The sequence below is a fragment of the Ralstonia sp. PBBBR1 genome, assembly GCF_002256165.1.
GTDB classification, from domain to species: Bacteria; Pseudomonadota; Gammaproteobacteria; order Burkholderiales; family Burkholderiaceae; genus Ralstonia; species Ralstonia thomasii.
Genome location: NZ_NKIL01000006.1, coordinates 405,921 through 430,935 on the forward strand (window position 1 = coordinate 405,921; position 25,015 = coordinate 430,935).

Genomic DNA, 25,015 nt, shown 5'->3' on the forward strand with positions numbered 1-25,015 from the left:
CAGCGAGCCCCCGCATCCATTCTGGCCCGCTGTGTCCGATATGTCCGATCGCCACGTCCCCCGCAAGGGACGCGGCGCCACTTCCAATCTGCAAGGCCGCTTCGAGCGCGACGAGCGCACGCGCGTCGATGACGGCTGGCAACCGCTTGTCGGGCACCTCGATCCGGATGACGCGCCGCCTCGCATCGAGACCAGCGTCTCCATCGAGCGTGCGCGCTCCATCCTCAGCCATAACCAGTCGCCGGATATTCCGTTTGGGGTCTCGCTCAATCCGTATCGTGGCTGCGAGCATGGTTGCGTGTATTGCTTTGCGCGGCCGACGCATGCGTATCTGGAGCTGTCGCCCGGGCTGGACTTCGAGACCAAGCTGTTCGCCAAGACCAATGCCGCGGAGGTGCTGCGCGAAACGCTGGCCAAGCCCGGCTACCGCTGCGAAGCGATTGCGCTGGGCGTGAACACCGATGCGTATCAGCCAATCGAGCGCGAGTTGCACATCACGCGCGACGTGCTGCAGGTGCTGCACGATTGCGATCACCCTGTCGGGCTGATCACCAAGTCGACACTGATCGAGCGCGACATCGATCTGCTCGCCCCGATGGCGGCGAAGAATCTCGTCGTAGCCGCCGTCACAATCACCACGCTCGACGCTGATCTGGCGCGCAAGCTGGAGCCCCGCGCTGCCACGCCATCGCGCCGCCTGCGCACGATTCGCACGCTGGCAGAGGCGGGTATTCCGGTGGGTGTCAGCGTCGCCCCGATGGTCCCTTTCATCACCGACGACCACATGGAGCAGATTCTGGAAGCCGCGCACGAGGCAGGCGCCACGTACGCGAGCTATATCGTGCTGCGCTTGCCAAACGAGCTGAACGCGGTGTTTCAGGACTGGCTGATGGCGCATTTCCCCGACCGCGCGCAACGCGTGATGAATCGCATCCGCGATCTGCACGGCGGGCACGATTACAAAGCGGATTTCGCCACGCGCATGCGGGGCACCGGCATCTGGGCCGACTTGTTGCGGCAGCGTTTCTACAAGGCCGCCGACAGGCTCGGCTTCAGCTACCACCGCTACAACGAACGGGTGCTCGACACCTCGCAGTTCAAGCCGCCCACGCGTGCCCTCAAACCGCGAAAGCCGGTCGACGAGCGCCAGGGCAGTTTGTTTTGACTACTGCGACAGCTCTTTCGCTGCCTGCACCTGCGTTTCGAAATAGGTCTGGAAGGTGATGGCCAAGCCGGCCATCAGCAGGCCCGTGCCGATCATCAGCGTGAGAACGCTGAGCAGTACGACAGGCCAGCCCGAATGTGTAGGCGTGCCGTCGGCATTGAATTGTGCGTCCCATTTGTCGTCGGGGCGCAGGCCGTAGACGAGGGCTGACAGGTAACCGGCCAACACTGAAGATCCGCCGATCATCGCGCAGACCCAGCCCGGGACGCTCGCGCGCTGCGTCGACCACAGCAACCCCACGCCGACCACACCGAGCACCATGGCAAAGACCTGCGACCATGCCCAGAAATCGCGTCCGCCCTTGAGATAGAAACGATGCGCGCCCACGCTTCCGAACAGGAAGGCGAGCAGCACGGTCAGCAGCTTGGATTTTTTTTGAAGAGTGGTCGTAGGCATAGCGGGCGGTGAACACACGGCAAGACAACACAGCGCCGCGCATTCTACGCCCAACGTCAACCGCGGCGCAGCCAACCGGCGGCGCCGGGAGCGCGTCTTAAAGACGCATCAGCAACTTGGGGAATTGGCCGTCAGTTTTGGCCGGAGGCGCGCAACGCTGCGTAGCGTTTGCGGCGGGAGAGGCAGGGTCGCTAAATCGGAACCGGACGCAGCGACGGCACGCTCATCGAAACCGTCGAATCCTGCTGCAGTCGAGGCGTTTGGTCGCGCACGCCGTAAAGCAGGTGAGCCAGCATCAGCATGAATGCCGTGGTCCAAACCAGACCGAGGATAAGCCGCACATGGCGGCGGCGAGGGAATGACATTGAAGCACCTGTTGTCGTTGTGATTGGTGTGATGGCACGGTCGCATCAACCGCGTACACGTGCCATCCAATCCGACTCAGGCGTTCCCGCCAGGTTCCGGGATGTGAAATATGGGAGCGGCTCGTCAGCCCCGGCGCGAGCCGTGCCAGTTGCCTTGGTCGCCGTTTCCTCGTTCCTGACGCATGCGTTCCTGCTGCTGCCAGTCTCCGCGGCCGCCGCCGTCGCGGGGCTGAATCCGACCGTTGAGGCGATCGTCGGCCCGGGCGCGCGCTTCCATGCGTTCCATCTGCGCGCGGATGCGGGCGGCCTGCTCGCCCCGGCTGTCAGCGAAGAATTGCGCCACGAGCGGACGCTCCTGCGGGATGGTCTGTGCCGCTTGCGTCCATGCGGGCATGGCGGATTCTGCAAAGGCGACGGCGGTTTGACGCGCCGATGCGTTGGCAGCCACAGCGCCCGCAGAGGCGACGATCAGAACGCCTGCCGCCAGGGGGCGAAGCAATGCGCGGGTCGGCATGGCTATCTCCTGTCGGGCAAGGATTTGAAAGCGCCACGCGCTGCGTGCTTCCGGCAGTTGCAAGAGAGATCGACAGCGCGTGTTCATGTCTGTCAATGTAAGGCTTCACTCAGCGGGCATCCACTGTCCGAACGTTACCCATGTAACGAGATGTTTCGCGCACGCTTTGCTCGAGCGGTGAGCGACGTTAAGATCATTTTCCGGTGTAGTGGATGCGATACACCGCGTCCGCCAAGTCGTCGGAGACCAGCAGGCTGCCGTCCGGTGCCACGAGCACATCTGCGGGGCGTCCCCAGGCTCTCTCGCCTTGCAGCCAGCCCTGGGCGAACGGCTCCTGCTTCGTGACATTGCCGGCGGCGTCCAGAACGACGCGCACGACGCGGTAGCCCACCTTTGATGATCGGTTCCACGAACCATGCTCCGCAATGAGGACATTGTTTCGGTATTCCGGCGGAAAGCTGCTGCCCGTATAAAAGCGCATGCCTAATGCCGCTACGTGGGCCCCGAGCCTCGCGGCCGGTGGTGTGTAGTCTGAGCACGGATGTCCGGCACCGAACTCGGGGTCCGGAATGTCGCCGGCGTGGCAGAACGGATAGCCAAAGTGCGGATTGGGCTTGGTGATGCGGTTCAGTTCGTCGTCTGGCACGTCGTCACCCATGAGATCGCGGCCGTTGTCGGTGAACCACAATTCGTGCGTACTCGGGTGCCAGTCGAAGCCGACCGTATTGCGGATGCCTCGCGCCACGAGTTCCAGTCTGCTTCCATCGGCGTTCATGCGCATGAGGTTGGCGTACCGGTTCTCATCGGGGCGGCATATGTGGCAAGGTGCGCCCACCGGCACATACAGCTTGCCGTCCGGCCCGAACGCAATGAATTTCCACCCGTGATGCGTTTCCGTCGGCAGCTTGTCGTTGACGATCACCGGGTCCGGCGGATTGCCGAGCCGGCTGTCAATGCCGTCGAGCCTCAGCACGCGTGAAACGGCCGACACATAAAGGTTGCCGTCACGCCATGCCACGCCGACGGGCAATTGCAGCCCAGAGGCGACCACATGGATCGGCGCATCCGGCGTTTGCAACGACATCGTGTACACCTTGCCCGCGCGGCTGCCTACATAAAGAATGCCGGCTGGAGAGAGTGCCATTTCGCGAGCTGCTGGCATTGCGTCGGTCAACACTTCGACATGGAAGCCCGGCGGTACCCGCACTGACTCCACGGGCAGCTTTGCGAGCGCTGCCGGCCCCGCGCCAAGCCAAGCGGCGAGCACAACCGCCGGCCACAAGCATCGTCCTCGCAAGGCGCGCCAACGGCTACATCGTTTGGAGACGCCTAAGTGTTTGTTTGGTCGGAGAAACTGCGCTATACTTGCGTGTTTCTCTGTACGCATACCCAGTTTTTCAAGGAAAAGATCCATGGTCGTGATCCGTCTGGCCCGCGGTGGCTCCAAGAAGCGCCCGTTCTTCAATATCGTTGCGACCGACTCGCGTAACCGCCGTGATGGCCGTTTCATCGAGCGCGTCGGTTTCTACAACCCGCTCGCCGGTGAAGGCGAAGAAGGTCTGCGCATCGTGCAAGACCGCCTGACCTACTGGGAAGGCGTGGGCGCACAGCTGTCGCCGACGGTTGCCCGTCTGGTGAAGCAAGGCGCCAAGAAGGCGGCTGCCTAAGTTTTAGCATGCGTCGATCGACGGTGCCGTCCGAGTACTTCCTGCTGTGACGCGCGCCGCATCGACACGGCCCGGTCCTGTGGCTGCTGCAACGCAGGCAACCTCGCAAAAGGTTGCCGAACGGCTGCAAGCCATGCGCCCGGGCACGGGCACCAACCCGACGCTCCCCGACGATCTCGTCGAGGTGGGTTATGTGGGTGGGGCCTACGGTATTCGCGGCTGGATCAAGGTCCAGTTGCACGGCGACGCCGACGCGCTGCTGAATGCCCGTACCTGGTGGCTCAAGCCGGCTGCTGGCGCACTGGCAACGTCAGCGGACTGGCGGGTGTTTCCCGTTGGCACGTCGCGTGAGCATAGCGGCACGGTGGTGGCGGGTTCGCCTGCCGCACCCGATCGCAATGTCGCCGAAGCTCTGCGCGGCTATGCCGTGTGGGTCAGCCGGGCCGATTTTCCCGAGCCGGATGATGACGAGTTTTACTGGGTCGATCTGATCGGCGCTACGGTCGTCAACGAGCAACAGGAAACGCTTGGCACGGTGGGAGGCCTGATCGACAACGGTGCGCATCAAATCCTGCGTATCGTCGGTGAAGGTGAGGTCGAGCGGCTCGTGCCGTTTGTCGAGGTTTACGTGAAGTCGGTGGATGTCGCAGGCAAGCGCATCGTCGTCGACTGGGGTCTGGATTACTGAACATGCGGCCGGAGAATTCGGCGATGCAGTTCGACGTCGTCTCGCTGTTTCCGGACATGTTCCGGGCGCTGACGGACTGGGGTATCACCAGCCGCGCAGCCAAACAGCAGGTGTACACGTTGCGCACCTGGAACCCGCGCGATTTCACGACGGACAACTACCGCACCGTGGACGACCGCCCGTACGGCGGTGGCCCGGGCATGGTGATGTTGGCGAAGCCGCTAGAGGCCGCGCTGGATGCGATTCAAGCGGCGCAAGCGCCGGCGGCTTCGCATGTGGTGTTGCTGTCGCCGCAAGGCAAGCCGCTCACGCACAAGCGGGTGATGGAACTGGCGCAGTTGCCGGCGCTCACGTTGCTGTGCGGACGCTACGAAGCGATTGATCAACGTCTGGTCGACCGCCGCGTGGATGAGGAAATCAGCCTTGGCGATTTCGTCCTCTCCGGCGGTGAGATTGCAGCAATGGCGATCATCGACGCCGTGGTGCGGCAGTTGCCCGGCGTGCTGGGCGATGCGCAGTCGGCGGTGCAAGACAGTTTCGTCAACGGCTTGCTCGACTGCCCGCACTACACGCGGCCGGAAGAGTATGAAGGTGTGCGTGTGCCCGATGTGCTGCTGGGTGGCCACCATGCCGAGATCGAGAAATGGCGCCGCCAGCAGGCGCTGGTGAACACGATGCGCAAGCGGCCCGATCTGATCGAGGCGGCGCGCAAGCAGGGTTTGTTGTCCCGCAGCGATGAGGTCTTCCTCGCTGCCGCGGCGATAACGGCAAAGGGGTCAGAGCCTTCCATACCGGAAGGCTCGGCCAAGTGAAGTTCCCATCCTCTACCGGGGCCACGGTCAACCGACTGGGCAAAACGCCGGCATGATGGTCAAGGAGAAAAAGATGAATCTCATCGAGCAAATCGAGCAGGAAGAAATCAAGCGCCTGACGGCTAACAAGACGATCCCCCCGTTCGCCCCTGGCGACACCGTGATCGTCAACGTGAACGTCGTTGAAGGCACCCGCAAGCGTGTGCAGGCGTATGAAGGCGTCGTGATTGCCAAGCGCAATCGTGGCCTGAACTCGTCGTTCATCGTTCGCAAGATCTCTTCTGGCGAAGGCGTGGAGCGTACGTTCCAGCTGTACTCGCCGCTGCTTGCCAGCATCGAAGTGAAGCGTCGCGGTGATGTGCGCCGTGCGAAGCTGTACTACCTGCGCCAACGCTCGGGCAAGTCGGCACGCATCAAGGAGAAGCTGACCTTCAAGCGCAAGGAAGCCGCTGCGGAGTAATCTGCGCGCGTTGCGAAAAGGCACCTTCGGGTGCCTTTTTTCTCTTCTGCGGCGGAAGATTGACCCCATCTATGTCTTCCGCCCTCGACTCATTCATTCCCATCGTATGCGCCGTCCCGTGTTCGACCCTGAGCAGTTACCGGTGGTGCCGACCGAGGCATCATTGCCGGCGCTCGGGCTCCCGCGGCTGACCGCCGAGTTCGTGCGCGAGCGGCTGCAGACGCAGCCCGACTGGCAACCGGAACAGACGGACGAATCCCGCCTGATCGACGCTTCGCTCAAGTTGCGCGAGGCGGCGGTGCTGGTGCCGCTGGTGCAGCGCGAGGCGGGTCTGACGGTGCTGCTGACGCAACGCAATGCATCGCTTAGCCAACATGCCGGCCAGGTCAGCTTTCCGGGCGGTGGACGCGAAGAATTTGACCGTGACATGGTCGACACGGCGCTGCGCGAGACGATGGAAGAGGTCGGCATTAGTGCCGAACACATCGAAGTGATCGGTCGCTTGCCCGACTACATCACCGGGACCGGTTTCCATGTGAGCCCAATTGTCGGATTGCTCGCGCCTGATTTCACGCTGCAACCCGACCCAAGTGAAGTGGCCGAGGTGTTTGAAGTGCCGCTGGCCTTTTTGATGGATCCGGCCAACCACGAAGTGCGCGAGCTGCGGTGGGAAGACCGCGTGCGTCGTTTCTATGCGATGCCTTACCGGCGATCTGGGCGATCTGACCAAGCGCCTGACTCTGGCCACCACTTCATCTGGGGCGCGACGGCGGGCATGCTGCGCAACCTGTATCACCTGCTGGCAGCGTAGCGCCGACGCGAATATGGGCACCCTGTGCGCTGTTGCGCGCACGCTGTGTGCTATCGTCTTGCACATCGCATTCACGGTGTGATCCACGCCTTCGCAACGCCCTTCCAATGACTTTCTTCTCCGTACTCTGCGCGCTGATTCTCGAACAGTTCCGTGCGCTCAGCCGGGACAACCCGATCTACGACGTCGTGCGCGCACTGGCTGCGCGGGCAGAAGAATGGTTCGACACCGGCCTTCGTCGCGATGCCGTCCTCGCTTGGTGCGTGGTCACGCTGCCGGCCGTGGTGGTCGTGGCACTGGTGCACTACCTGCTGTCGTCGATCAGTCTTGGGCTGGCGTTCCTGTGGAACGTCCTGATGGTTTACCTGACGCTCGGCTTCCGCCAGTTCAGTCACTACTTCACCGATATCCATGAGGCACTGCGCAGCGATGACGTTGTCACTGCGCGCCTGCTGCTCAACGAATGGTCGGGGCAGGACACGACCGACATGCCGGTCAATGAGATCGTCCGCCATACGCTGGAGTGCGCGATTGTTGCGGCGCATCGTCATGTGTTCGGTGTGTTCTTCTGGTTCCTGGTGCCGATCGGGCCGGCGGGTGTGGTGCTATACCGTGGCGCTGAATACCTCGCTCGCCACTGGAGCGATACGTCGACGGAGCGTAGCCCCGCGCTAGGTCTCTTTGCCCGTCAGGCGTTTTTCATCATCGACTACGTCCCTGCGCGTCTCACTGCGATCGGCTTTTCCATCGTCGGCAACTTCGAAGATGCCGTGTACGCCTGGCGCAACCGCGCTGCCAAGTGGAATGACGAAGTGAATGGAATCCTATTGGCGGCCGGCGGTGGCGCGCTCGGCGTGCGTCTTGGCACGCCCATTCCGCAACGCGATTCGGCCGATAGCATTGCCGACGAGGATGGCGCCTATCCCATGGAAGTGGGGCAGGAGCCGAACGTGCGTACCTTGCAGTCAGCTGTGGGGCTGGTGTGGCGCGCCGTGGTGTTGTGGATGCTGCTGCTGGCGATGCTGTCGATTGCCGTGTGGCTCGGCTGATGCGGCACGACGCTTAGTCGCCGAACGATCAATCACGCCGCATCCTCGCGGTTGTTGCCGCAGCGCCAGCACTGGGCGAACTGCGGCTCGTGACTCTCTCCGCAATGTGCGCAACGCCATGCCGGCCCGGTCGGCGGGTGCTGCGCCTGATCGAGCAGTGCGCGGGCCTGCGCTTCCTGTGCCGGGTTCACCAGCCAGACCTGCGCAGCGCAATCCTGCGGCGGAACGTCACCCGCGACGCTGCTCAGGTAGATGTTGCGCAGCTCAGTGCGGATGCCGGCGGCAGACAGCACGTTCTGCCAGTGCGCCGCCATGCCGAGCGATGGACTGCTGATCATCAACTTCATCCCACCCTCCCTGAGCGTATGACAAAGCCGTTACCAAGGCTTCTGCTGCTCCGATTCGTGCAGCAGTTGCGCGTAAAGCTGGTGTCGGCGCGGATCGATCTTGCCTTCGGCCATCGCGCCCAGAATGCCACAGCCGGGTTCCTGCAGGTGACGGCAGTTATAAAAGCGGCACTCGGTCAGACGTGGGCGGAATTCGGGGAAGGCGCGTTCCAGCATGCCTTCGCTCAAGTGATGCAGGCCGAATTCCTGGAAGCCCGGCGAGTCGATCAGCACGCCGCCCTTGCCCCATTCGGCGGGGAGGTGATAGAGCCGCGTGAACGTGGTCGTGTGCTTGCCGGAGTCGAGTTTCTCGGAGATCTCGCGCGTTTGCGCATCCACACCCGGAATCAGCAAATTCAGCAGCGACGACTTGCCCATACCCGACTGCCCGATCAGGATCGATGCGCGCCCCGCCACGTGCGGTTCGAGCGCGGCATGCGCGGCTTCTGGCGCGCCGTGCACGGTCAGTTCCACGATGGTGTAACCCAGCTCTCGATAGAGCGCCAGGCGTGAGCGAGCCGTCTCCAGCCGTGCGGTCAGGTCGATCTTGTTGAGCAGGATCAGCGGGGTGATGCCCAGGGATTCTGCCGCGACGAGCGCGCGGCCGAGCAGGTCTTCCGAAAAACTCGGCTCGGTGCCAAGCATGATGATGACCTGATCCAGGTTCGCGGCCAGCACCTTCGATTTGAACTGGTCGGAGCGGTGGAGCAGGTTGCGGCGCTCGTCTACGCGCACGACAACGCCTTGGTCAACGGCGGCGGCTTCATAGACCACGCGATCGCCGACGGCGCATTCGCTGCGCTTGCCGCGTGGGAAGCATTGCAGGAAACCGCCGCCCTCGCGCTCTACCAGGTAATGGCGCCCGTGCGCGGCAATGACCAGCCCGTGTTCGCCGGCGGCAGCCTGCTTATGGGCGCGGCCCAGTTTGCCGCGCGTCATGCTGTGCGGGCCTGCACGAGGCGCGCCACGCGCTGCGATGCCGTCGGGTGCGAATAGTAGAACGTTGAGTAGACCGGGTCCGGCGTAAGCGTCGATGCGTTGTCCTGGAACAGCTTGACCAGCGCCGAGACAAGTTGATTGGCGTCGGCGTGCTCGGCGGCAAAGGCGTCCGCTTCGTACTCGTCCTTGCGCGACGACAGGCTCGCCAGCGGCGAGACGAAGAACGTGAACACCGGCAGTACCAGGAAAAACAGCATCAGCGCCAGCGCGTGGTTGTCGGAGAACAGGTTCGGAGCGACGCCCAGGCCCAGGTAGAACCAGGTACGCGTCATAAGCCAGCCGAGCAGCGCCAGAGCACCCAGGCTCAGCACGAACGTCACGGCGATGCGCTTGGTGATGTGATGGCGCTTGAAATGGCCCAGCTCATGCGCGAGCACGGCTTCCATTTCGGACGGATTCAGGCGGGCGAGCAGCGTGTCGAAGAAGACGATGCGCTTGGTTGCGCCAAAGCCGCTGAAGTAGGCGTTGCCGTGGGCGCTGCGGCGGCTGCCGTCCATCACGAACAGGCCCTTGCTGGCGAAGCCGCAGCGCTTGAGCAGGCTTTCGATACGCGAGCGCATTTCCTCGTCCTGCAGCGGGGTGAACTTGTTGTAGAGCGGTGCGATGACGTTGGGGTAGATGGCCTGAACAAACAGCATGAACGCCATCCACACGATCCAGGTGTACAGCCACCAGTACGCGCCCATCTTGTCCATCAGCCAGAGCACTGCCAGCAGCAGCGGCAGACCCAGCACGGTTCCGATGGCCAGGCCCTTGAGGTTGTCGGCCAGCCACAGCTTGAACGTCATGCGGTTGAACCCAAAACGCTCTTCGACGACGAACTGGGCGTACAGCGAAAACGGCAATTCGACCACGCTGCTGATCGCGATGACCGACGCGATCAGCGCCACGCCATACGCGTAACCGGGGCCGAACACGCCCAGCCAAGCCTGGTTGATCCAGTTCAGCCCCCCGAGCAACGTCAGCGCGATCAGTAGGGCGGCTTGAACCGGTACTTCGAGCATCGCCAGACGGGTGCGGGCGATGGTGTAGTCGGCGGCCTTGCGGTGCATGTCCAGTGTGATCGACTCGGCGAACTGCGCAGGCACGGCATCGCGGTGACGCGCCACGTGACGGACTTGCCGCGCGGCCAGCCACAGGCGCGTGGCGGACATCAATACAAGGGCGATCAGGAAGACAGCGGTAAAGGCGGGCATGTGGGGAAACACCTATCAGATATGCGAAAATTATAGCCTTCAGTCATTTTCTCAAGGCCCTTGAGTGAGCACCCCCGCGAGTACCCCTGTTTCCCTGTCCGCCACATCCCTGTCGACCCCCAGCCGCGTTGCCGCCAAGAGCGACAACAATCTGGTCTGGCTCGACATGGAGATGACCGGTCTGAGCCCCGAGAACGATCGCATCATCGAAGTGGCCGTGGTAGTAACGGATTCGGAGCTGAACATCCTGGCTGAAGGCCCGGTGCTGGTGATCCATCAGTCCGACGAGCTGCTTGACGGCATGGACGCGTGGAACAAGGGCACGCACGGCCGTTCGGGCCTGATCGACAAGGTCAAGGCGTCGACCACGACGGAAGCGGAAGCGGAAGCGGAACTTCTGGCATTCCTCAAGAAGTGGGTGCCGAAGAGCAAGTCGCCGATGTGCGGCAACTCCATCTGCCAGGACCGCCGTTTCATGGCCCGCTACATGCCCAAGCTGGAGGCGTACTTCCATTACCGCAATCTGGATGTCTCCACGCTCAAGGAACTTTGCAAGCGTTGGCAACCGGCTATTGCCAAGGGTTTTACGAAGCACCAGCGGCACACGGCGTTTGCAGACATCATCGAATCGATCGAAGAACTGCGCTATTACCGCGAGCACTTCATCCGCGATGTGCCGCAAACGCCCGACGCTGAAGCACTGGCATCGTCGGTCGCCCCGTAAGTAAGCATTAAACCTGCTGCGGTTTTGCGCGCACAGCGTGCTTGGGCCGCCAGGCCTTGACCACGCTGTCGTGCGTCTCGACGTACGGGCCGCCGATCAGGTCGATGCAGTAGGGCACGGCTGCAAAGATGCCTGGCACCGTGGCGAGGCCCTCCACATCCCTCAAGCCCTCCAGCGTTTCCTTGATGGCGCGCGGCTGACCGGGCAGGTTGATGATCAGGGTGGCGCGTGACGGCGTTTCACGGATCACCGCCACCTGACGCGACAAAATCGCCGTCGGCACGAAGTTCAGGCTGATCTGGCGCATCTGCTCGCCAAAACCCGGCATCTCCTTGGTGGCGACAGCCAGCGTGGCCTCGGGCGTCACATCGCGGCGCGTGGGGCCGGTGCCGCCCGTGGTGAGCACCAGATCGCAGCCGGCATGGTCGACGAGGTCGATCAGGGTTTCGGCAATCGCCGCCTGTTCGTCCGGAATCAGTCGCTCCACGCATTGCCATGGCGACGATAGCGCGGCACCAAACCAGTCGCGCAGCGCCGGAATCCCTTCATCCTGATAGGTGCCGGCCGAGGCGCGGTCCGAAATCGACACAAAGCCAACGATCAGTTCGTCGGGGTGGCGGCGGGTGATCGGCGCGGAGGAGGCAGGGGCTGTCATGCTTCGTCGTCTTCGGCTTCGGGTTGATCGGCGTCATCTTCGTCGCGGTCGTTGCCGGACAGGGCCTGCTTGACCATCTGGAACAGCTCGCGCGACGACTTGGGCGGCTTCGCCAGCTGCGCTTCCTTGCGCGCATTGCGCACGAGCGTACGCAAGGCCTGCACGTCGGCATCCGGGTGCGCTGCAATGAACTCGGTGATGGCGTCGTCGCTGGCGATCAGGCGGTCGCGCCAACGCTCGATGGCATGCAGGCGCGCGGTTTCCGCCTTGGAGGCGCCAACGAAGGTGGCCAGCACGCGGCGGATGGCTTCGACCTCGTCGTCGGTCAGGGCGCGCATCAGCTTGCCGATGTACTGCATCTGGCGGCGCTTGCCTTCATGGGCGGTGGTGCGCTTGGCTTCGCGCAGGGCGTCGACCAGCTTTTCGGGCAGCGGCACCTTCGCGAGTTTGTCCTTGGGCAGCGCTTCCAGGGCAGTGCCCAGGTCTTGCAAGGCGTTCACTTCGCGCTTGCGCTGCGATTTGCTCTTGGGCGTATCCGGATCGTCCTCGTCACCGATGTCGGTGCGCACGACAGGTTGCAGATACGTAGGGTTGTGTCGGGATGCTCGGCTCATGGCGCGCATTGTATCTTGCTATGATGGGCGCTTCCGCCCGCTTTTGGCAAAATCGCGGCACCCGTTTCTCCCTTTATTGCCTATGTCTCAAACGCTCGATTCCAAGACCGCCCCTGTGTTTGCCTACCGCCGCGAACAGCTCGAGGAGATGGCCTCCGATGTGCTGCGCATTGCACGCGAACTCGGCGCCTCTGACGCCGCAACGGAAATCTCCGAAGGCCAGGGCCTGTCGGTCACGGTGCGCAAGGGCGAGATCGAGACCATCGAGCAGAACCGCGACAAGATTGTTGGCGTGACCGTCATGCTGGGCAAGAAGCGCGGCAACGCCAGCACGTCGGACTTTTCGCCGGCAGCACTGCGGTCCACCGTCGAGGCCGCCTACAACATCGCGCGCTTCACAGCCGACGATGATTGCGCCGGCTTGGCAGAAGAAGAACTGCTGGAGAAGCACCCGCGAGACTTGCAGCTCTATCACCCATGGATGATCGACGCCGAAGCCGCCGTGGAGATCGCGCGCGCCGCTGAAGCCGCTGCCTTTGCCGTGAGCCCAAAGATCCGCAACAGCGATGGCTCCAGCATCTCTGCCCAGCATTCGCACTTCGTGTTGGCCACGTCGCGCGGTTTCATGGCGGGCTACCCGTATTCGCGTCACTTCATTTCCGCCGCGCCGATCGCCGGTTCGGGCGCGCATATGCAGCGCGATGATTGGTACTCGTCCAAGCGCTCGCCGGACGATCTGGCCGCGCCGGAAGCGATCGGCAAGTACGCGGCGGAACGCGCGCTGGCGCGTTTGTCCGCGCGCCGGTTGACGACCCGCAAGTGCCCGGTGTTGTTTGAGGCGCCGCTGGCTGCGGGTTTGCTGGGCGCGTTCGTGCAGGCCGTGTCGGGAGGCGCCTTGTACCGCAAGTCGACGTTCCTGCTCGATACGCTGGGCAAGGAAGTGTTCGCGCCGCACGTGCAGATCAAGGAAGACCCGCATGTTCTCAACGGGATGGGCAGCGCGCCCTTCGACGAGGAAGGCGTACGCACGCAGCGCCGCGATGTGGTGAAGAACGGCGTGGTGGAGGGCTACTTCCTGTCGACGTATTCCGCGCGCAAGCTCGGCATGCAGACTACTGGCAACGCGGGCGGCTCGCATAACCTGACGCTGTTCTCCAACAAGACCACGCCCGAAGATGACTTTGCCGGCATGCTGCGCCGCATGGGCACGGGTCTGCTGGTGACCGAACTGATGGGGCAGGGCGTGAACTACGTGACGGGCGACTACTCGCGTGGCGCATCGGGCTACTGGGTGGAGAACGGCGTGATTCAGTATCCGGTGGAAGAGATCACGATTGCCGGCAACCTGGGCGAGATGTTCCGCCAGATTGTCGCCATCGGCGCGGATGCGCTAGTGCGCGGCACGAAGGAAACCGGCTCGATCCTGATCGAACAGATGACAATTGCCGGCGAATAAATTGCCACAGCGGAAATAAAAAAACGCGCTCGAAACTGAGCGCGTTTTTTATTGCCTGCAGCGGTTATTGCTCGTTCGATGGCGGACGTTCATAGGTAACGAACGCATAGTCGAAATCGTTGGGCGCTGCCGCGTGGTGCGTCTCACGGGAGACTTCGTGCCAGACCTTTGGGTCGGGCGCGGGGAAGTGCGCATCGCCTTCGAAATCGGCGTCGATCTCCGTCACGATCAGTCGATCCGCGCTCGGCAAGGCATCCGCATACAGCTGCGCGCCACCGATCAGGAAGATCTGCTCGGCACCCACACACAGGCGCTGCGCGTCTTCCATCGAATACGCGATCTCGCAGCCGGGCAGTTCGAGCTTGGCATTGCGCGTGACGACAATGTTGCGACGACCTGGCAGCGGGCGGCCGATCGAATCGTACGTCTTGCGGCCCATTACGATGGGCGCGCCCATTGTGGTGCGCTTGAAGTGCGCGAGGTCTTCTGGCAGGCGCCAGGGCAGCGTGTTGTTGCGGCCGATCACGCCATTGCGGGCGCGGGCGACGATGAGCGTCAGGATGGTCATACGGTTACACGGCCACCGGTGCTTTGATCGCGGGGTGGCTCTGGTAGCCGACGATCTCAAAGTCCTCGTACTGGTAGTCGAAGATGCTTTCAGGCTTGCGCTTGATGATCAGTTTCGGCAACGGCAGCGGTTCGCGCGCGAGTTGCGTTTGGACCTGTTCGAAATGGTTGTTATAGAGGTGGCAATCGCCGCCAGTCCAGACGAAATCGCCCACATCGAGGCCAGTCTGTTGCGCAACCATGTGCACGAGCAGCGCGTAGCTGGCAATGTTGAACGGCACGCCGAGGAAGATATCGGCGCTGCGCTGGTAAAGCTGGCACGACAGCTTGCCGTCGGCCACATAGAACTGGAAGAACGCATGGCAGGGCGGCAGCTTCATGCGCGGGATGTCGGCCACATTCCAGGCAGACACGATCAGCCGGCGCGAATCGGGGTTGCGCTTGATCTGGGCAATCAGCTCGGCGATCTGGTCGATATGTTCGCCGTTGGGCGTCGGCCACGAGCGCCATTGGGAGCCGTAGACGGGGCCCAGTTCGCCATCGGCATCGGCCCATTCGTCCCAGATCGTCACGCCGTTGTCTTGCAGCCAGCGCACGTTGGTCGAGCCCTGGAGGAACCACAGCAGTTCATAGACGATGGACTTGATGTGCACCTTCTTGGTGGTCACCAGCGGGAAGCCGTCCTGCAGGTTGAAGCGCATCTGGTGGCCGAACACGGAACGCGTGCCGGTGCCGGTGCGGTCGGCTTTGTCGGTGCCATGTTCGTAGACATGGCGCATCAGGTCGAGATAAGGCTTCATGCGAGCGCGGGCGAAGAGGCGGGGCGTCGGAAATCCGGTGAGCCGCATTGTAACTTGAGCGGTGCGGTGTCGACTGTACCGGCAGTGTCTGGAAACTGGCCCGGTCGGATCGCCAGAACGGCTGGACTGACAAAGCGCAGAATTGTCGATGTGCCAGGGGCGGCAGGGCGGGCAGGATGGCCTCATCGCTTCAAATTGTCTGCCGGAGAATGATCATGTCGCCCATAGCTACCTCCGCATCGCTGGACCGTGCCGCTGAATTGCGCCATCTGCGCGCTGCGGCCAGCGTCGTTTATGCGGTGATTCCACCGACCCCGCAGTACTGCTGGCCGGTGCTCTCGCAAGCCATGGGCACGGCGGTGTGCGTGAAGCATGAGAACCACACGGAAGTGGGCGCGTTCAAGGTGCGCGGCGGGCTGACTTATCTGCATGCCTTGCGCCAACGTGAGCCGCAGGTGCGTGGTGTGATAGCGGCGACGCGCGGCAATCATGGCCAGTCGATTGCATGGGCGGCGCGTCGTAACGGTATCGCTGTCAACATCGTCGTGCCGCATGGCAACAGCGTGGAGAAGAACGCCGCCATACGCGCGCTCGGCGCAGAGCTCATCGAAGCGGGCGATGACTTCCAGGCCAGCCGCGAGGCGGCCGATCAACTGGCCGATGAACGTCGCTTGCACTTCGTGCCCTCGTATCACGATGACCTGGTCGTCGGCGTAGCAAGCTACTGGCTGGAGTTCCTCGAGGCCACGCCGCTGGATGTTGTCTATGTGCCGATCGGCATGGGTTCGGGAATTTGCGCGGCGGTGCGGGCGCGCGATGCGCTGGGGCTGTCGACGCGCATTGTCGGCGTCGTGTCAGCACATGCGCGATGCTATGAGCAATCTTTCGCAAGCGGGACCGTGGTGTCGGCGCCGGTATCGACGCTGCTGGCTGACGGGCTTGCATGTCGCACACCGGATGCGAAGGCGCTGGAGGTGATCCGCGCTGGCGTCGACCACATCATTGCGGTGACGGATGACGAGGTGGCAGAGGCTATTCGCCTGTATTTCTCCACCACCCACAACGTGGCCGAAGGCGCTGCCGCCGCAGCTCTGGCGGGGGCATGGCAGCAGCGCGAGCGGATTGCCGGCCAGAGTATCGGCCTGCCGCTGACCGGTGGCAACATTGATCGCGCCAAGCTGGCGCGCGTGCTCGCCGGTCAGCCAATCCTGGCTTAGGCGGGTTGTTGGCGGCGACGCTGCACCAGCCAGCCGCCACCCAGCACGATCAGGAGCACCAGCACATACACCGCCCACTTGAACGGCGGCTGTGCAGAAAAGAACGGCTTGAGGACCGGTTCGGCCACGATCATGTGCGCGGCCGTGTAAGCCAGCACCGTGGCGCCTCCGTAGATGATGATCGGGAACCGCTCGATCAGGCGAAGTACCACGCCGCTGCCCCACACCACCACCGGCACGCTGATCAACAGACCCAGCACCACCAGCAGGAAGCTGCCGTGCGATGCGCCGGCGATGGCGAGCACGTTGTCGATGCCCATCACCGCATCGGCGATGACGATCGTCTTCATGGCGCCCAACAGGGTGGAGCTGCCCGCGCCGTGTTCATCGCCGCCCGGGCCGTCGTCAGCCAGAAGCTTCCACGCAATCCACACCAGTGCCAATCCACCTACCAACATCAGGCCGGGAATCTTCAGCAGCCACACCACTGCCAGCGTCATCAGCGCCCGCACGATGATGGCGCCCGCGGCGCCCCACATGATGGCCTTCTTCTGCAACTCGGGCGGCAGGTTGCGCGCCGCCAGCGCGATGAGGATGGCGTTATCGCCCGCAAGCACGAGGTCGATCACGATGATCGATGCCAGCGCGGCAGCAAACTGCATGGTGAAGATGTCAGACAACCATTCCATGGCGGCTCCAGGTCAAACAACAATAAAAATCGGTTGACCGAACTGCATGGAGTGCTGGGGCGGGACGCTTTGCAGACCATGAAATCCGGTTGCAAAGGTCTTGCTCGACACGCGCAGGTTGTGAACCTGCTGGTGCCGACACGACCGGAAGCTTGCGCTTCGTCATGACGATCGTGCCTGGGGCTGAAGAACCCCCGAGCTACTCCCCTTTGAGGAAGTCCGCATTGTATCGCAGCAGGCCGATTGTGCGCTGCAAAAACGCAACATCGGTACGATGACGCGCTGTGCGCGGTTTTTTCAGCGGCGTGGGTGATTTTTACGATTGGCGCGATGCCGCGTTGTGGCGCCCTCCGGCGAAAGAACGGTGGCGCTGTCACAAAGCGGCGTCTACGCTGCAATTTCATCCGCGCGCCACCGGCGAGCGGTGATGGCATAGGCGCGATGGCACGTTTCTCGCTGTCGATGGCCTTCATGACCATGCAGCACCGTGCCGTTCCACCCACAACGGGAGACACCATGCAGGCCACCAAGCCGTCCGCCGATGCCTATGCCCGCCGCGCGCTGGCCCGTCTGATTCAGCCGCAGCCAACGGTCGACGCCGTTGGGGCGGGCTTGACCTTCTACCAGCTCTTTACGGAAGACGACGCCGCGCTGCGTGCCGAGGCGGAGGCAGGCCTGCTCGCACCCGCGGCCAGTATCAGCCCGAAGTTTTTCTACGATGCCCTCGGCTCGCGTCTGTTCGAAGCGATTACCGACCTGCCTGAGTACTACCCGACGCGCACCGAAGCCGCCATCTTCAGCCTGCATGCGGCCGAGATCGCGATGCGCGTGGGCCGCGGCGCCACGTTGATCGACCTGGGTGCCGGCAACTGTGAAAAGGCCGCGCGCCTGTTCCGCACGCTGGCACCGTCGCGATATGTGGCGATCGATATTTCGGCGGATTTCCTCCGCGATACGCTGCGTGGGCTTGCGCGTCAGCATCCGCAATTGCCGATGGTCGGCATTGGCGCCGATCTGTGTGCGCCTCTGGTGTTGCCCGATGCCGTCGGCGATGGGCGCCGCGTGTGGTTTTACCCCGGTTCGAGCCTGGGCAACTTCACGCCGGAAGAGGCAGCGGCGTTTCTCTCGCGCCTGCACGAAGCTTCGACCCCCGGCGACAGCGTGCTGATCGGCATCGACCTCATCAAAGACGCACAACGGCTCGAAGCCGCTTACGACGATCCGCTCGGGGTGACGGCGGCCTTCAATCTGAACGTGCTGCGCAACCTGAATCGCCTCCTGGGTGCGAATTTCGACGTGCGGGATTGGCGTCATGTCGCGCTGTACCGAGCAGAGGCGCACCGCGTTGAGATGCATCTGGAAGCGCGTCGCGATGTCACGGTTCGGTGGGGTAAGCACGCGCGCGCCTTCGCTGCCGGCGAGCGCATGCACACCGAGAACTCCGTCAAATACGACCTGCCGAGCCTGCATATGATGTTTGCCGAAGCCGGTTTCGAGGACCTGCATGCCTGGACCGATGTCGGCGGCGACTTTGCCGTCTGCCATGCCAGCGTAGGCCGTTAGGAAGGGCGGCAGAACATCAGGCGGGCCGGTGCGATAATGGATCGACTCCCGCCCGAGGTTTGCCGCGATGGCTGAATTCTTCATGCTCCCCGATCCGACCTTCATCGGATCGCTTCCCGACTGGACCGACGGCCGCCGCCTGCCGCGCCAGGGCATCGCGCACAGCCTGGTCGACGCGCGCAATCGCACGCTGGCGCTGTTGTCGGCGTTTGGCGACACACAGCGCGGCTGGCAGATTGAACGCGTCGAGCATCACGCCCCGCCGCTTTGGACGCTGGGCCAGCTGGCCTGGTTTGCCGAGTTCTGGTGCCTGCGCGAGCCCCGCCGCAACGGCAGCGACACCGTCGAAGACGGCGCCGGCACCGAATGGGAACTGGCGCGCTGGCAAGCCACGCTGCCGGCCGCGCTCGACGGCGCCGACACGTTCTTCGACATGGACCGGATGCCACCAGAGGCATGCTGGGAGCTGACGCTGCCCGGCATCGCGACGATCAAGCAGTACGCGCATGACGTGCTCGACCGTGTGCTCCGTAAGCTCGCCACACTTGGCACCGATGACGATGCGGCGTTGGAGCCGTTCCGCTGGGCGGTCTTTCACGAAGACCTGCGCGCCGAACATCTGCACGGCCTGCTGCAGGTATTGGGCCTGCAACCCGCTGGGCAACCGCCGCTGGCCGCCGTGGCCGTACCGGCTGCGCAGACATTGTCGTTGCCCGGTGGCCGCTTCCAAATGGGCTGGCCCGACGCCGATGGGTTCTTCTTCGACAACGAATGTCCGCCGTATCGCACATACGTGCCGGCGTTCGAGATTGATGCACAGCCCGTCACGAATGGCCAATACCTGGAGTTCATCGAGGACCGTGGTTACGACCATCCGCAATGGTGGTCGCCGGCTGGCATGGAGTGGCTGATGATGCAGGAGCGCTCGGCGCCGCTCGGTTGGCAGCGCGATCCCACCACGCGCAGCTGGCAGGCACTGCGCTACGGTCAGGCGCGTACGATCAACCGTGACGAACCCGTGCGCCATGTGAGCCTGTACGAAGCCCAGGCGTGGTGCCGCTGGGCCGGCCGTCGCTTACCGACGGAAGACGAATGGGAGATGGCCGCGGTGCAAGGCCGCGCAGGCTTCCATTGGGGGCAGGTGTGGGAGTGGACGTCATCGCCGTTCGAGCCATATCCGGATTTCGTGCCCGGCGTGCCGCGTGGTCGTGCGGCGAGCCTGTCGGCGCCGCACTTCCAAACGATGCAGACGGTGCGCGGTGCTGCCGCTCATACTCCACAGCGCGCGCGTCATCCGCGTTTCCGGGGCTTCCTGCTGCCGGAGCGCGACGACATCTTTGTCGGCTTCCGAACCTGTGCGCTTTGACGGAAGCGTTTTGCGCAGGGTCGGCAAGTCGAACTGCAACTGACCGGCGCTGCCCAAGAAGAAAAAAACCCCACGCTGTTAGACGTGGGGTTTTTTGTTGGCTGCCGCTAAGGCCATCCGGAGGAAATGGCCCTTCATCGATCAACGATCGAAGTCGCGCGAACGGCCCTTGCTGCCGTAGCTGTCGCGGTTGCCGTCGCGATTGCCATAGCTGCGACGCTGCGCGCCGTTGCCAGCGTCGCCGAAGCGGTTGCCGCCGTTGTTGTCGCCGAAGCGACGCGGGGCGGCGCCTTCACGGTTGCCATCGCGATTGCCATAACCGCCACCGGTGCCGGTGCCGGCGCTGTTGCCGTAGCCACGGTTGCCGTCTTGCGTGCCTTGCGTGCGCGCGGGGCGTTGTTGCCAGTCGCCACGGTTTTGCTGGCCTTGGCCATACGACGGACGCGGGGCGCGGTCGTCGCGGTTCCATTCGCGTTGGGCGCCTTGGTAGCCGCCGCTGTTGCTATTGCTGTTGCCGTTGCGGTCGTCGCGGCGCGGAGCAAAGCCGTCGCGGTCGCCGGCGAAGCTGCGTTGGAAGCGGCCTTCGTTGTTGCCGCTATTGCCACCGTTGCCGCCTTGGCGTGCGCCGTAGCCTTCACGCTGGCCGCGATAACCGCCGCCATTGCCACCGTTTCCGCGGTAGCCGCCACGGTCGCCGCCGGCACGCGGGCCACCTGTGCGGGGCTTGGCCGAGCGCTTCGGCTCCAGGCCCTCAACCACCGATGCATCGATGCGGCGATCAACGAAGCGCTCGATACGGCGCCATTGGAACGTGTCGTTGTGGTTCACCAGGTTGATGGCGATGCCGCTGCGGCCCGCGCGGCCCGTACGGCCGATGCGGTGCACATAGTCTTCAGCTTGCTTGGGCAGGTCGAAGTTGACCACGTGCGTGATGTCCGGCACGTCGATGCCGCGCGCTGCCACGTCGGTGGCCACCAGCACGCGCAACTGGCCGCGGCGCAGCGCCGTCAGCGTGCGGTTGCGCGCGCCCTGGTGCATGTCGCCATGCAAGGCGCCGGCGGAGAAGCCGTGCTCGGTCAGGCGTTCGGCCAGCGAATCGGCATCACGCTTGGTCGCCGTGAAGACGATGGCTTGCTTGAGCGATGCATCGCGCAGCAGGTGATCCAGCAGTTGCTGCTTGTGCGACATGTCGTCGGTGAAGTGCAGGCGCTCTTCGATGTTGCTTTGGTCGACCTTGGCGGCGGCGATTTCGATGCGCTGCGGCTCGCGCATCATGCGCTCGGCCAGTTGCTCGATGCGGCGGTCCATGGTGGCCGAGAACATCAGCATCTGACGCGTCGCCGGCGTAGCGCCGACGATGGCTTCGATGTCATCCGAGAAGCCCATGTCCAGCATGCGGTCGGCTTCGTCAAAGACGAGCATGTCGAGTGCCGACAGGTCGATGCGGCCCGAGTCGATGTGGTCGAGCAGGCGGCCCGGCGTGGCGATGATGATGTCCGGCATGCGGGCCAGCATGTCGAGCTGCTTCGGGTAGGGCATCCCGCCCAGGATGCTCGCGCAGACGATACGGCGCAGATGGCGGCCGTATTGTGCGGTGGCGGTGGTCACTTGCAGGGCCAGTTCACGCGTGGGCGTGAGCACCAGCAGCGACGGCTTGGCCGGTGCCGGGCGTGGGCGGCGGCCTTTCATGCGTTGCGGCGGGCCGTCCATGCGCGGACGCTGCGGCTCAGGCTGTTCGCTGATGCGCTGGATGGCCGGCAGGATGAAAGCGGCGGTCTTGCCCGAACCAGTCTGGCTCGTGACCAGCAGGTCGCGGCCGGACAGGCAGGCCGGAATGGCTTGCGCCTGCACCGGCGTGGGCGTGGTGTAGTTCACTTCGCCAAGCGCGCGGACGATGCGGTCGTCCAGGCCCAGTGCAGCAAAGGCGCTTGCACGGGTCGCGGTTTCGGCGATGAGGTTTTCGGTATTGGTGTTGATGGTTTCAGCGTGCGCAATGGCGCCGCTGCCGTCTTGAGGCTGCGTCATGTCGAATAGGTAGTAAGGCTGCCGCGTCGCTACATCAACGGATGCAGGCGACGGAAATGGGATACGGCGACCGGTTAATCACGGGCGTCGGCGCCAATCGGATAAGGCCGGTTCGACAGACGGGCTGCAGAACGGACAAGGCGGGGGAGTGGGCCGGCCTCAAGCTGAACAGGTCAGCGAGGTGGGGCGGCGGTCCCTTCGGCGTGATGTGAATCCACGCGGGAGATCGGAGACGATGCCAAGCACAATGGCAATCGGCTGCGCATGCTTGCAACGGGCGGTGGTTCGGACGATGCGCGCCGGTTTGGAACCAGCACATCGGCCAATCGCGGACCGAAAAATACGGCAGTAAGCAGCCAAGTCGCGGACTATAGCATGAATTTTTGCAGTGCGCAAAAAATTGCCGGTGGCGCTGATGTACGCGCCGCCGCCGCTTGCCGGATTGGCCTCGCGTCCTATACTCGAAGGACCGGCCACGCTGACGGCCGGAAAGGGGCGGATGATGGAATTCCCGATGGCCTTCTCCAACCTGTACCTGTTGCTCGCCGTTTGCGTTGCGGGCGTGATCGGACTGGCGTCTGCGCCACTGGTGATTCGAGGTGCGCGAGTAGGGATCCGCGTGCTTCTGACGATCATTGGGGTGTTGATCGGGCTGCTCGTGCTCGAAGCGCTGCCGGTGCTGACCTAGATGGCCCGGGGCCATCCGCAGCCATAGGCCCGCCCGCGTGTGGCGGGCCTCGTTGTTTTGTGCGGGCAAGAGAACAAAAAGCCAGGCGTGCAGCCTGGCTTTGTCGTATCTGCTGGTCCCGCCGACAGGAATCGAACCTGTATCTCACGCTTAGGAGGCGCGTGCACTATCCATTGTGCTACGGCGAGAGACCGACCCCGGGTGACGCAAACGGCCGCCCGAGCGAGCCGCGATTCTACGCAATTTGCAGGGCCAAGACCAGTGAGGCACCGGAGCAGCGGGCCGCGCGGGCGCCCGGTACCGACGACATATGAAATGATGATGACGCCACGTGTTCTGTGGGTTGCCGCCCACAGTTCAGGCGTTCTTGTGATGAAGCAAACGCTAAAGCGAACGAACGATCGGTCGGAGAATCAGATTTAAGTATTACGAACTTTCCACGTTTGTTCACGGAAGTTATCCTTCACCATCCCCCTTTCAGAAACCCCTAGGCGACCAACATGCTGACATCCGAAGAACGGGACGATCCGTGGACGGTGGAGCCGTCGCTGGAAAGCCTGTTCCCCAAGCATCGGCCCGGGTCGATTGATCGGCCGATCTATTTCCGTCACACCGATACGCCAGACGGCCACGTCATCAAACAGTTCCCTGACGGCTCACGCCAGCTCGTGCGCTTTGTTGGCCTGGAAGAACAGGTCGTCAAACACTTCCTTTAAAGCCTATTTCCGTTTGTGTCATGCACAAACAAAAACACCGCCGTGCGTGACGGCGGCGCTCATGCTGCGTGCGGCTTTGTTCAATCGGCGACTTTGTCGCTCGGGTACTTGAACGAGTCGCGCAGCAGGAAGCTCATCGGGATATCGAGCTTTGCGCTGTGCGGCGGAATCGGTTGCTGGAACCACTTCTTGTAGAGCTTCTCGGCGTCGTAGTCGAGGATGATGTTGGTCATCGCGCGATCCACCAGGCGCTTGAACTCGGTGTCGTCCTTGCTCAGCATGATCGCGTAGGGCTCGACCGTCAGCATGTCACCGACGACGGCGTAGTCGCCCGGGGTCTTGGTGTTGGCGCGGAAGCCGTAGAGCAGCACGTCGTCCATTGCAAAAGCGTCGGCCTTGCCGGTTTCGACCATCGCGAAGGATTCAGCGTGGTCCTTGGCTTCGAGGAAGTTCATGTTCAGCACGCGCACGTCGTTCATCTTGCGCAGCTCCGCCACGCTGGTGGTGCCCTTGGTGGTGACGACGGTCTTGCCGCGCAGGTCATCCCACCTGCGGATGCCCGACGACGTCTTGACGATCATGCGGATGCCCGCGATGTAGTGCGGAATCGTGAAGGCCACTTTCTCGCGGCGTTCGCGGTTGTTGGTGGTCGAGCCGCATTCGAGGTCGGCTTTGCCATCGGCGATGGCCGGCATCCGCGTCGAGGGCGTGACCAGCACATATTGCACTTTCAGATCGGGCCGCTTGAGGTCCGTGCGCAGCTTGTCGACCACGCGCAGGCACAGATCGACGGCATAGCCGACGGGCTTTTTATCGGCGTCGTAGAACGAGAAGGGCACGGAGCTTTCGCGGTAGGCGACGCGGACGGTGCCGGTGTCGCGGATGCGGTCGAGCACCGGCGTGGAGGAGGCCAGGACAGGGCCCGGCAAACTGGACAGCGAAGCGAAGAGCAGCGCTGCAGCCGGCAGCGCGCGCGTGAAGAACGGCATGGTTGTATCCCCCGGAAAGAATCGGCGGCCCTCTTTATCGTTATGCCCGGCTCGTGGCCGGAGGGCCTGCCGCATGATACGGCCCGCCGCAGCAAGCTGCAGGCCTGTGCTTTTTTGGTGTTGTAAGCAGGCTGCAAGAGTGGATTTCGCCCTCTAAAAGTCGATGCGTGACGCGTGGTTTGCAGTGGTGCGTTACGCACATGCAGCGTGCGCAACGCACCGTCTCAGCCGTCCAGCCGGTGCAGCGGACTCGCCCGCGGTGCATACCTGGCCCAGCATGCGTTGCTGCGGTGCGAAGCCGCACCGGGCCTAGCGTTAGGCGTTTTTCCCTACCGGGTTTGTCCCGACTGCCCGAGACGGACGAGGGGCGCTATGCTC

Annotated in this window: 28 protein-coding genes and 1 tRNA gene; 14 read left to right on the forward strand and 15 right to left on the reverse strand. The window is 63.4% G+C overall.

Annotated elements, in window-relative coordinates:
* The first annotated feature begins 40 nt into the window (after positions 1-40).
* Entirely contained in the window at positions 41-1,165 is a 1,125-nt protein-coding gene (locus CFE42_RS13085) for a PA0069 family radical SAM protein (protein ID WP_004629157.1), read from the forward strand.
* Here CFE42_RS13085 and CFE42_RS13090 read toward each other — a convergent pair whose 3' ends face one another.
* The 4 genes from CFE42_RS13090 to CFE42_RS13105 form a co-directional block, all read right to left on the reverse strand.
* Positions 1,166-1,621 (reverse strand): TM2 domain-containing protein, encoded by a 456-nt coding sequence (locus CFE42_RS13090; protein ID WP_004629155.1) that lies wholly within the window; start codon positions 1,619-1,621, stop codon positions 1,166-1,168.
* 191 nt (positions 1,622-1,812) lie between these two features.
* Positions 1,813-1,986, reverse strand: coding sequence for a hypothetical protein (locus CFE42_RS13095; RefSeq protein WP_004629154.1), 174 nt, complete (start codon positions 1,984-1,986; stop codon positions 1,813-1,815).
* Between the two features lie 124 nt (positions 1,987-2,110).
* Positions 2,111-2,500: a hypothetical protein gene (locus CFE42_RS13100; RefSeq protein ID WP_004629152.1), complete on the reverse strand. Its 390-nt coding sequence runs from the start codon at positions 2,498-2,500 to the stop codon at positions 2,111-2,113.
* A gap of 193 nt (positions 2,501-2,693) precedes the next feature.
* Positions 2,694-3,767, reverse strand: coding sequence for a PQQ-dependent sugar dehydrogenase (locus CFE42_RS13105; protein WP_193747921.1), 1,074 nt, complete (start codon positions 3,765-3,767; stop codon positions 2,694-2,696).
* A gap of 145 nt (positions 3,768-3,912) precedes the next feature.
* On the opposite strand from CFE42_RS13105, the gene rpsP reads away from it, so the two are divergent.
* The 6 genes from rpsP (at position 3,913) to CFE42_RS13135 (ending at position 7,987) form a co-directional block, all read left to right on the forward strand.
* The gene (rpsP, locus tag CFE42_RS13110; RefSeq protein WP_004629147.1) at positions 3,913-4,167 is read left to right on the forward strand and encodes a 30S ribosomal protein S16; all 255 of its coding nucleotides are present in this window, start codon (positions 3,913-3,915) and stop codon (positions 4,165-4,167) included.
* 133 nt (positions 4,168-4,300) lie between these two features.
* The gene (gene rimM, locus CFE42_RS13115) at positions 4,301-4,855 is read left to right on the forward strand and encodes a ribosome maturation factor RimM (protein ID WP_004629143.1); all 555 of its coding nucleotides are present in this window, start codon (positions 4,301-4,303) and stop codon (positions 4,853-4,855) included.
* A 23-nt stretch (positions 4,856-4,878) separates the two neighbouring features.
* The gene (gene trmD, locus CFE42_RS13120; RefSeq protein WP_004629140.1) at positions 4,879-5,667 is read left to right on the forward strand and encodes a tRNA (guanosine(37)-N1)-methyltransferase TrmD; all 789 of its coding nucleotides are present in this window, start codon (positions 4,879-4,881) and stop codon (positions 5,665-5,667) included.
* A gap of 73 nt (positions 5,668-5,740) precedes the next feature.
* Entirely contained in the window at positions 5,741-6,127 is a 387-nt protein-coding gene (gene rplS / locus CFE42_RS13125; protein WP_004629138.1) for a 50S ribosomal protein L19, read from the forward strand.
* Between the two features lie 106 nt (positions 6,128-6,233).
* Entirely contained in the window at positions 6,234-6,938 is a 705-nt protein-coding gene (locus CFE42_RS13130; protein WP_004629136.1) for a CoA pyrophosphatase, read from the forward strand.
* A gap of 107 nt (positions 6,939-7,045) precedes the next feature.
* On the forward strand, positions 7,046-7,987 hold the full coding sequence (locus tag CFE42_RS13135) for a CobD/CbiB family protein (RefSeq protein ID WP_004629134.1): 942 nt from the start codon (positions 7,046-7,048) through the stop codon (positions 7,985-7,987).
* 32 nt (positions 7,988-8,019) lie between these two features.
* Here CFE42_RS13135 and CFE42_RS13140 read toward each other — a convergent pair whose 3' ends face one another.
* Genes CFE42_RS13140 through CFE42_RS13150 form a run of 3 tightly spaced genes read right to left on the reverse strand, consistent with a single transcriptional unit; the run spans position 8,020 to position 10,568 of the window.
* Positions 8,020-8,334, reverse strand: coding sequence for a hypothetical protein (locus tag CFE42_RS13140; protein ID WP_004629133.1), 315 nt, complete (start codon positions 8,332-8,334; stop codon positions 8,020-8,022).
* Between the two features lie 30 nt (positions 8,335-8,364).
* Complete coding sequence (gene rsgA, locus CFE42_RS13145; protein WP_004629131.1) at positions 8,365-9,312, reverse strand: ribosome small subunit-dependent GTPase A; 948 nt, start codon at positions 9,310-9,312, stop codon at positions 8,365-8,367.
* Positions 9,309-10,568: a M48 family metallopeptidase gene (locus CFE42_RS13150; protein ID WP_004629129.1), complete on the reverse strand. Its 1,260-nt coding sequence runs from the start codon at positions 10,566-10,568 to the stop codon at positions 9,309-9,311. Before CFE42_RS13150 ends, rsgA begins: the two co-directional genes overlap by 4 nt.
* 64 nt (positions 10,569-10,632) lie before the next feature.
* Here CFE42_RS13150 and orn point away from each other — a divergent pair, with 64 nt between their 5' ends.
* Entirely contained in the window at positions 10,633-11,292 is a 660-nt protein-coding gene (orn, locus tag CFE42_RS13155) for an oligoribonuclease (protein ID WP_004629127.1), read from the forward strand.
* 7 nt (positions 11,293-11,299) lie between these two features.
* On the opposite strand, the gene mog is transcribed toward orn, so the two are convergent.
* Both mog and yjgA read right to left on the reverse strand, forming a co-directional pair.
* Positions 11,300-11,947 (reverse strand): molybdopterin adenylyltransferase, encoded by a 648-nt coding sequence (gene mog / locus CFE42_RS13160; RefSeq protein WP_004629125.1) that lies wholly within the window; start codon positions 11,945-11,947, stop codon positions 11,300-11,302.
* On the reverse strand, positions 11,944-12,561 hold the full coding sequence (gene yjgA / locus CFE42_RS13165) for a ribosome biogenesis factor YjgA (RefSeq protein WP_004629123.1): 618 nt from the start codon (positions 12,559-12,561) through the stop codon (positions 11,944-11,946). Before yjgA ends, mog begins: the two co-directional genes overlap by 4 nt.
* 82 nt (positions 12,562-12,643) lie before the next feature.
* Here yjgA and pmbA point away from each other — a divergent pair, with 82 nt between their 5' ends.
* The gene (pmbA, locus tag CFE42_RS13170) at positions 12,644-14,017 is read left to right on the forward strand and encodes a metalloprotease PmbA (protein ID WP_004629121.1); all 1,374 of its coding nucleotides are present in this window, start codon (positions 12,644-12,646) and stop codon (positions 14,015-14,017) included.
* A 64-nt stretch (positions 14,018-14,081) separates the two neighbouring features.
* Here pmbA and CFE42_RS13175 read toward each other — a convergent pair whose 3' ends face one another.
* Complete coding sequence (locus tag CFE42_RS13175) at positions 14,082-14,585, reverse strand: dihydrofolate reductase (RefSeq protein ID WP_004629118.1); 504 nt, start codon at positions 14,583-14,585, stop codon at positions 14,082-14,084.
* Positions 14,586-14,589: 4 nt separating this feature from the next.
* Positions 14,590-15,384 carry a thymidylate synthase gene (locus CFE42_RS13180; RefSeq protein WP_037043885.1) on the reverse strand — a complete coding sequence of 265 codons (795 nt, stop codon included), beginning with the start codon at positions 15,382-15,384 and terminating at the stop codon, positions 14,590-14,592.
* A 215-nt stretch (positions 15,385-15,599) separates the two neighbouring features.
* On the opposite strand from CFE42_RS13180, the gene CFE42_RS13185 reads away from it, so the two are divergent.
* Positions 15,600-16,601: a threonine dehydratase gene (locus CFE42_RS13185; protein WP_004629113.1), complete on the forward strand. Its 1,002-nt coding sequence runs from the start codon at positions 15,600-15,602 to the stop codon at positions 16,599-16,601.
* Here the strand turns inward: CFE42_RS13185 and CFE42_RS13190 are convergent.
* Positions 16,598-17,290 (reverse strand): TerC family protein, encoded by a 693-nt coding sequence (locus tag CFE42_RS13190; protein ID WP_004629111.1) that lies wholly within the window; start codon positions 17,288-17,290, stop codon positions 16,598-16,600. The two genes, CFE42_RS13185 and CFE42_RS13190, sit on opposite strands and share 4 nt — an antisense overlap.
* A 516-nt stretch (positions 17,291-17,806) precedes the next feature.
* On the opposite strand from CFE42_RS13190, the gene egtD reads away from it, so the two are divergent.
* Both egtD and CFE42_RS13200 read left to right on the forward strand, forming a co-directional pair.
* Positions 17,807-18,853, forward strand: a complete 1,047-nt coding sequence (egtD, locus tag CFE42_RS13195; protein WP_004629109.1) for an L-histidine N(alpha)-methyltransferase — start codon at positions 17,807-17,809, stop codon at positions 18,851-18,853.
* A gap of 67 nt (positions 18,854-18,920) precedes the next feature.
* Positions 18,921-20,219: an ergothioneine biosynthesis protein EgtB gene (locus CFE42_RS13200; protein ID WP_004629107.1), complete on the forward strand. Its 1,299-nt coding sequence runs from the start codon at positions 18,921-18,923 to the stop codon at positions 20,217-20,219.
* Between the two features lie 141 nt (positions 20,220-20,360).
* Here CFE42_RS13200 and CFE42_RS13205 read toward each other — a convergent pair whose 3' ends face one another.
* Positions 20,361-22,244: a DEAD/DEAH box helicase gene (locus tag CFE42_RS13205; RefSeq protein WP_004629105.1), complete on the reverse strand. Its 1,884-nt coding sequence runs from the start codon at positions 22,242-22,244 to the stop codon at positions 20,361-20,363.
* A 499-nt stretch (positions 22,245-22,743) separates the two neighbouring features.
* On the opposite strand from CFE42_RS13205, the gene CFE42_RS23930 reads away from it, so the two are divergent.
* Positions 22,744-22,932 carry a hypothetical protein gene (locus CFE42_RS23930; protein ID WP_012435166.1) on the forward strand — a complete coding sequence of 63 codons (189 nt, stop codon included), beginning with the start codon at positions 22,744-22,746 and terminating at the stop codon, positions 22,930-22,932.
* A 113-nt stretch (positions 22,933-23,045) separates the two neighbouring features.
* Here CFE42_RS23930 and CFE42_RS13215 read toward each other — a convergent pair.
* Positions 23,046-23,120: transfer RNA gene (locus tag CFE42_RS13215), tRNA-Arg, on the reverse strand.
* A 312-nt stretch (positions 23,121-23,432) separates the two neighbouring features.
* On the opposite strand from CFE42_RS13215, the gene CFE42_RS13220 reads away from it, so the two are divergent.
* Positions 23,433-23,648: a hypothetical protein gene (locus CFE42_RS13220; protein WP_004629101.1), complete on the forward strand. Its 216-nt coding sequence runs from the start codon at positions 23,433-23,435 to the stop codon at positions 23,646-23,648.
* An 80-nt stretch (positions 23,649-23,728) separates the two neighbouring features.
* On the opposite strand, the gene CFE42_RS13225 is transcribed toward CFE42_RS13220, so the two are convergent.
* Positions 23,729-24,637, reverse strand: coding sequence for an amino acid ABC transporter substrate-binding protein (locus tag CFE42_RS13225; RefSeq protein WP_004629099.1), 909 nt, complete (start codon positions 24,635-24,637; stop codon positions 23,729-23,731).
* Positions 24,638-25,015: the final 378 nt, after the last annotated feature.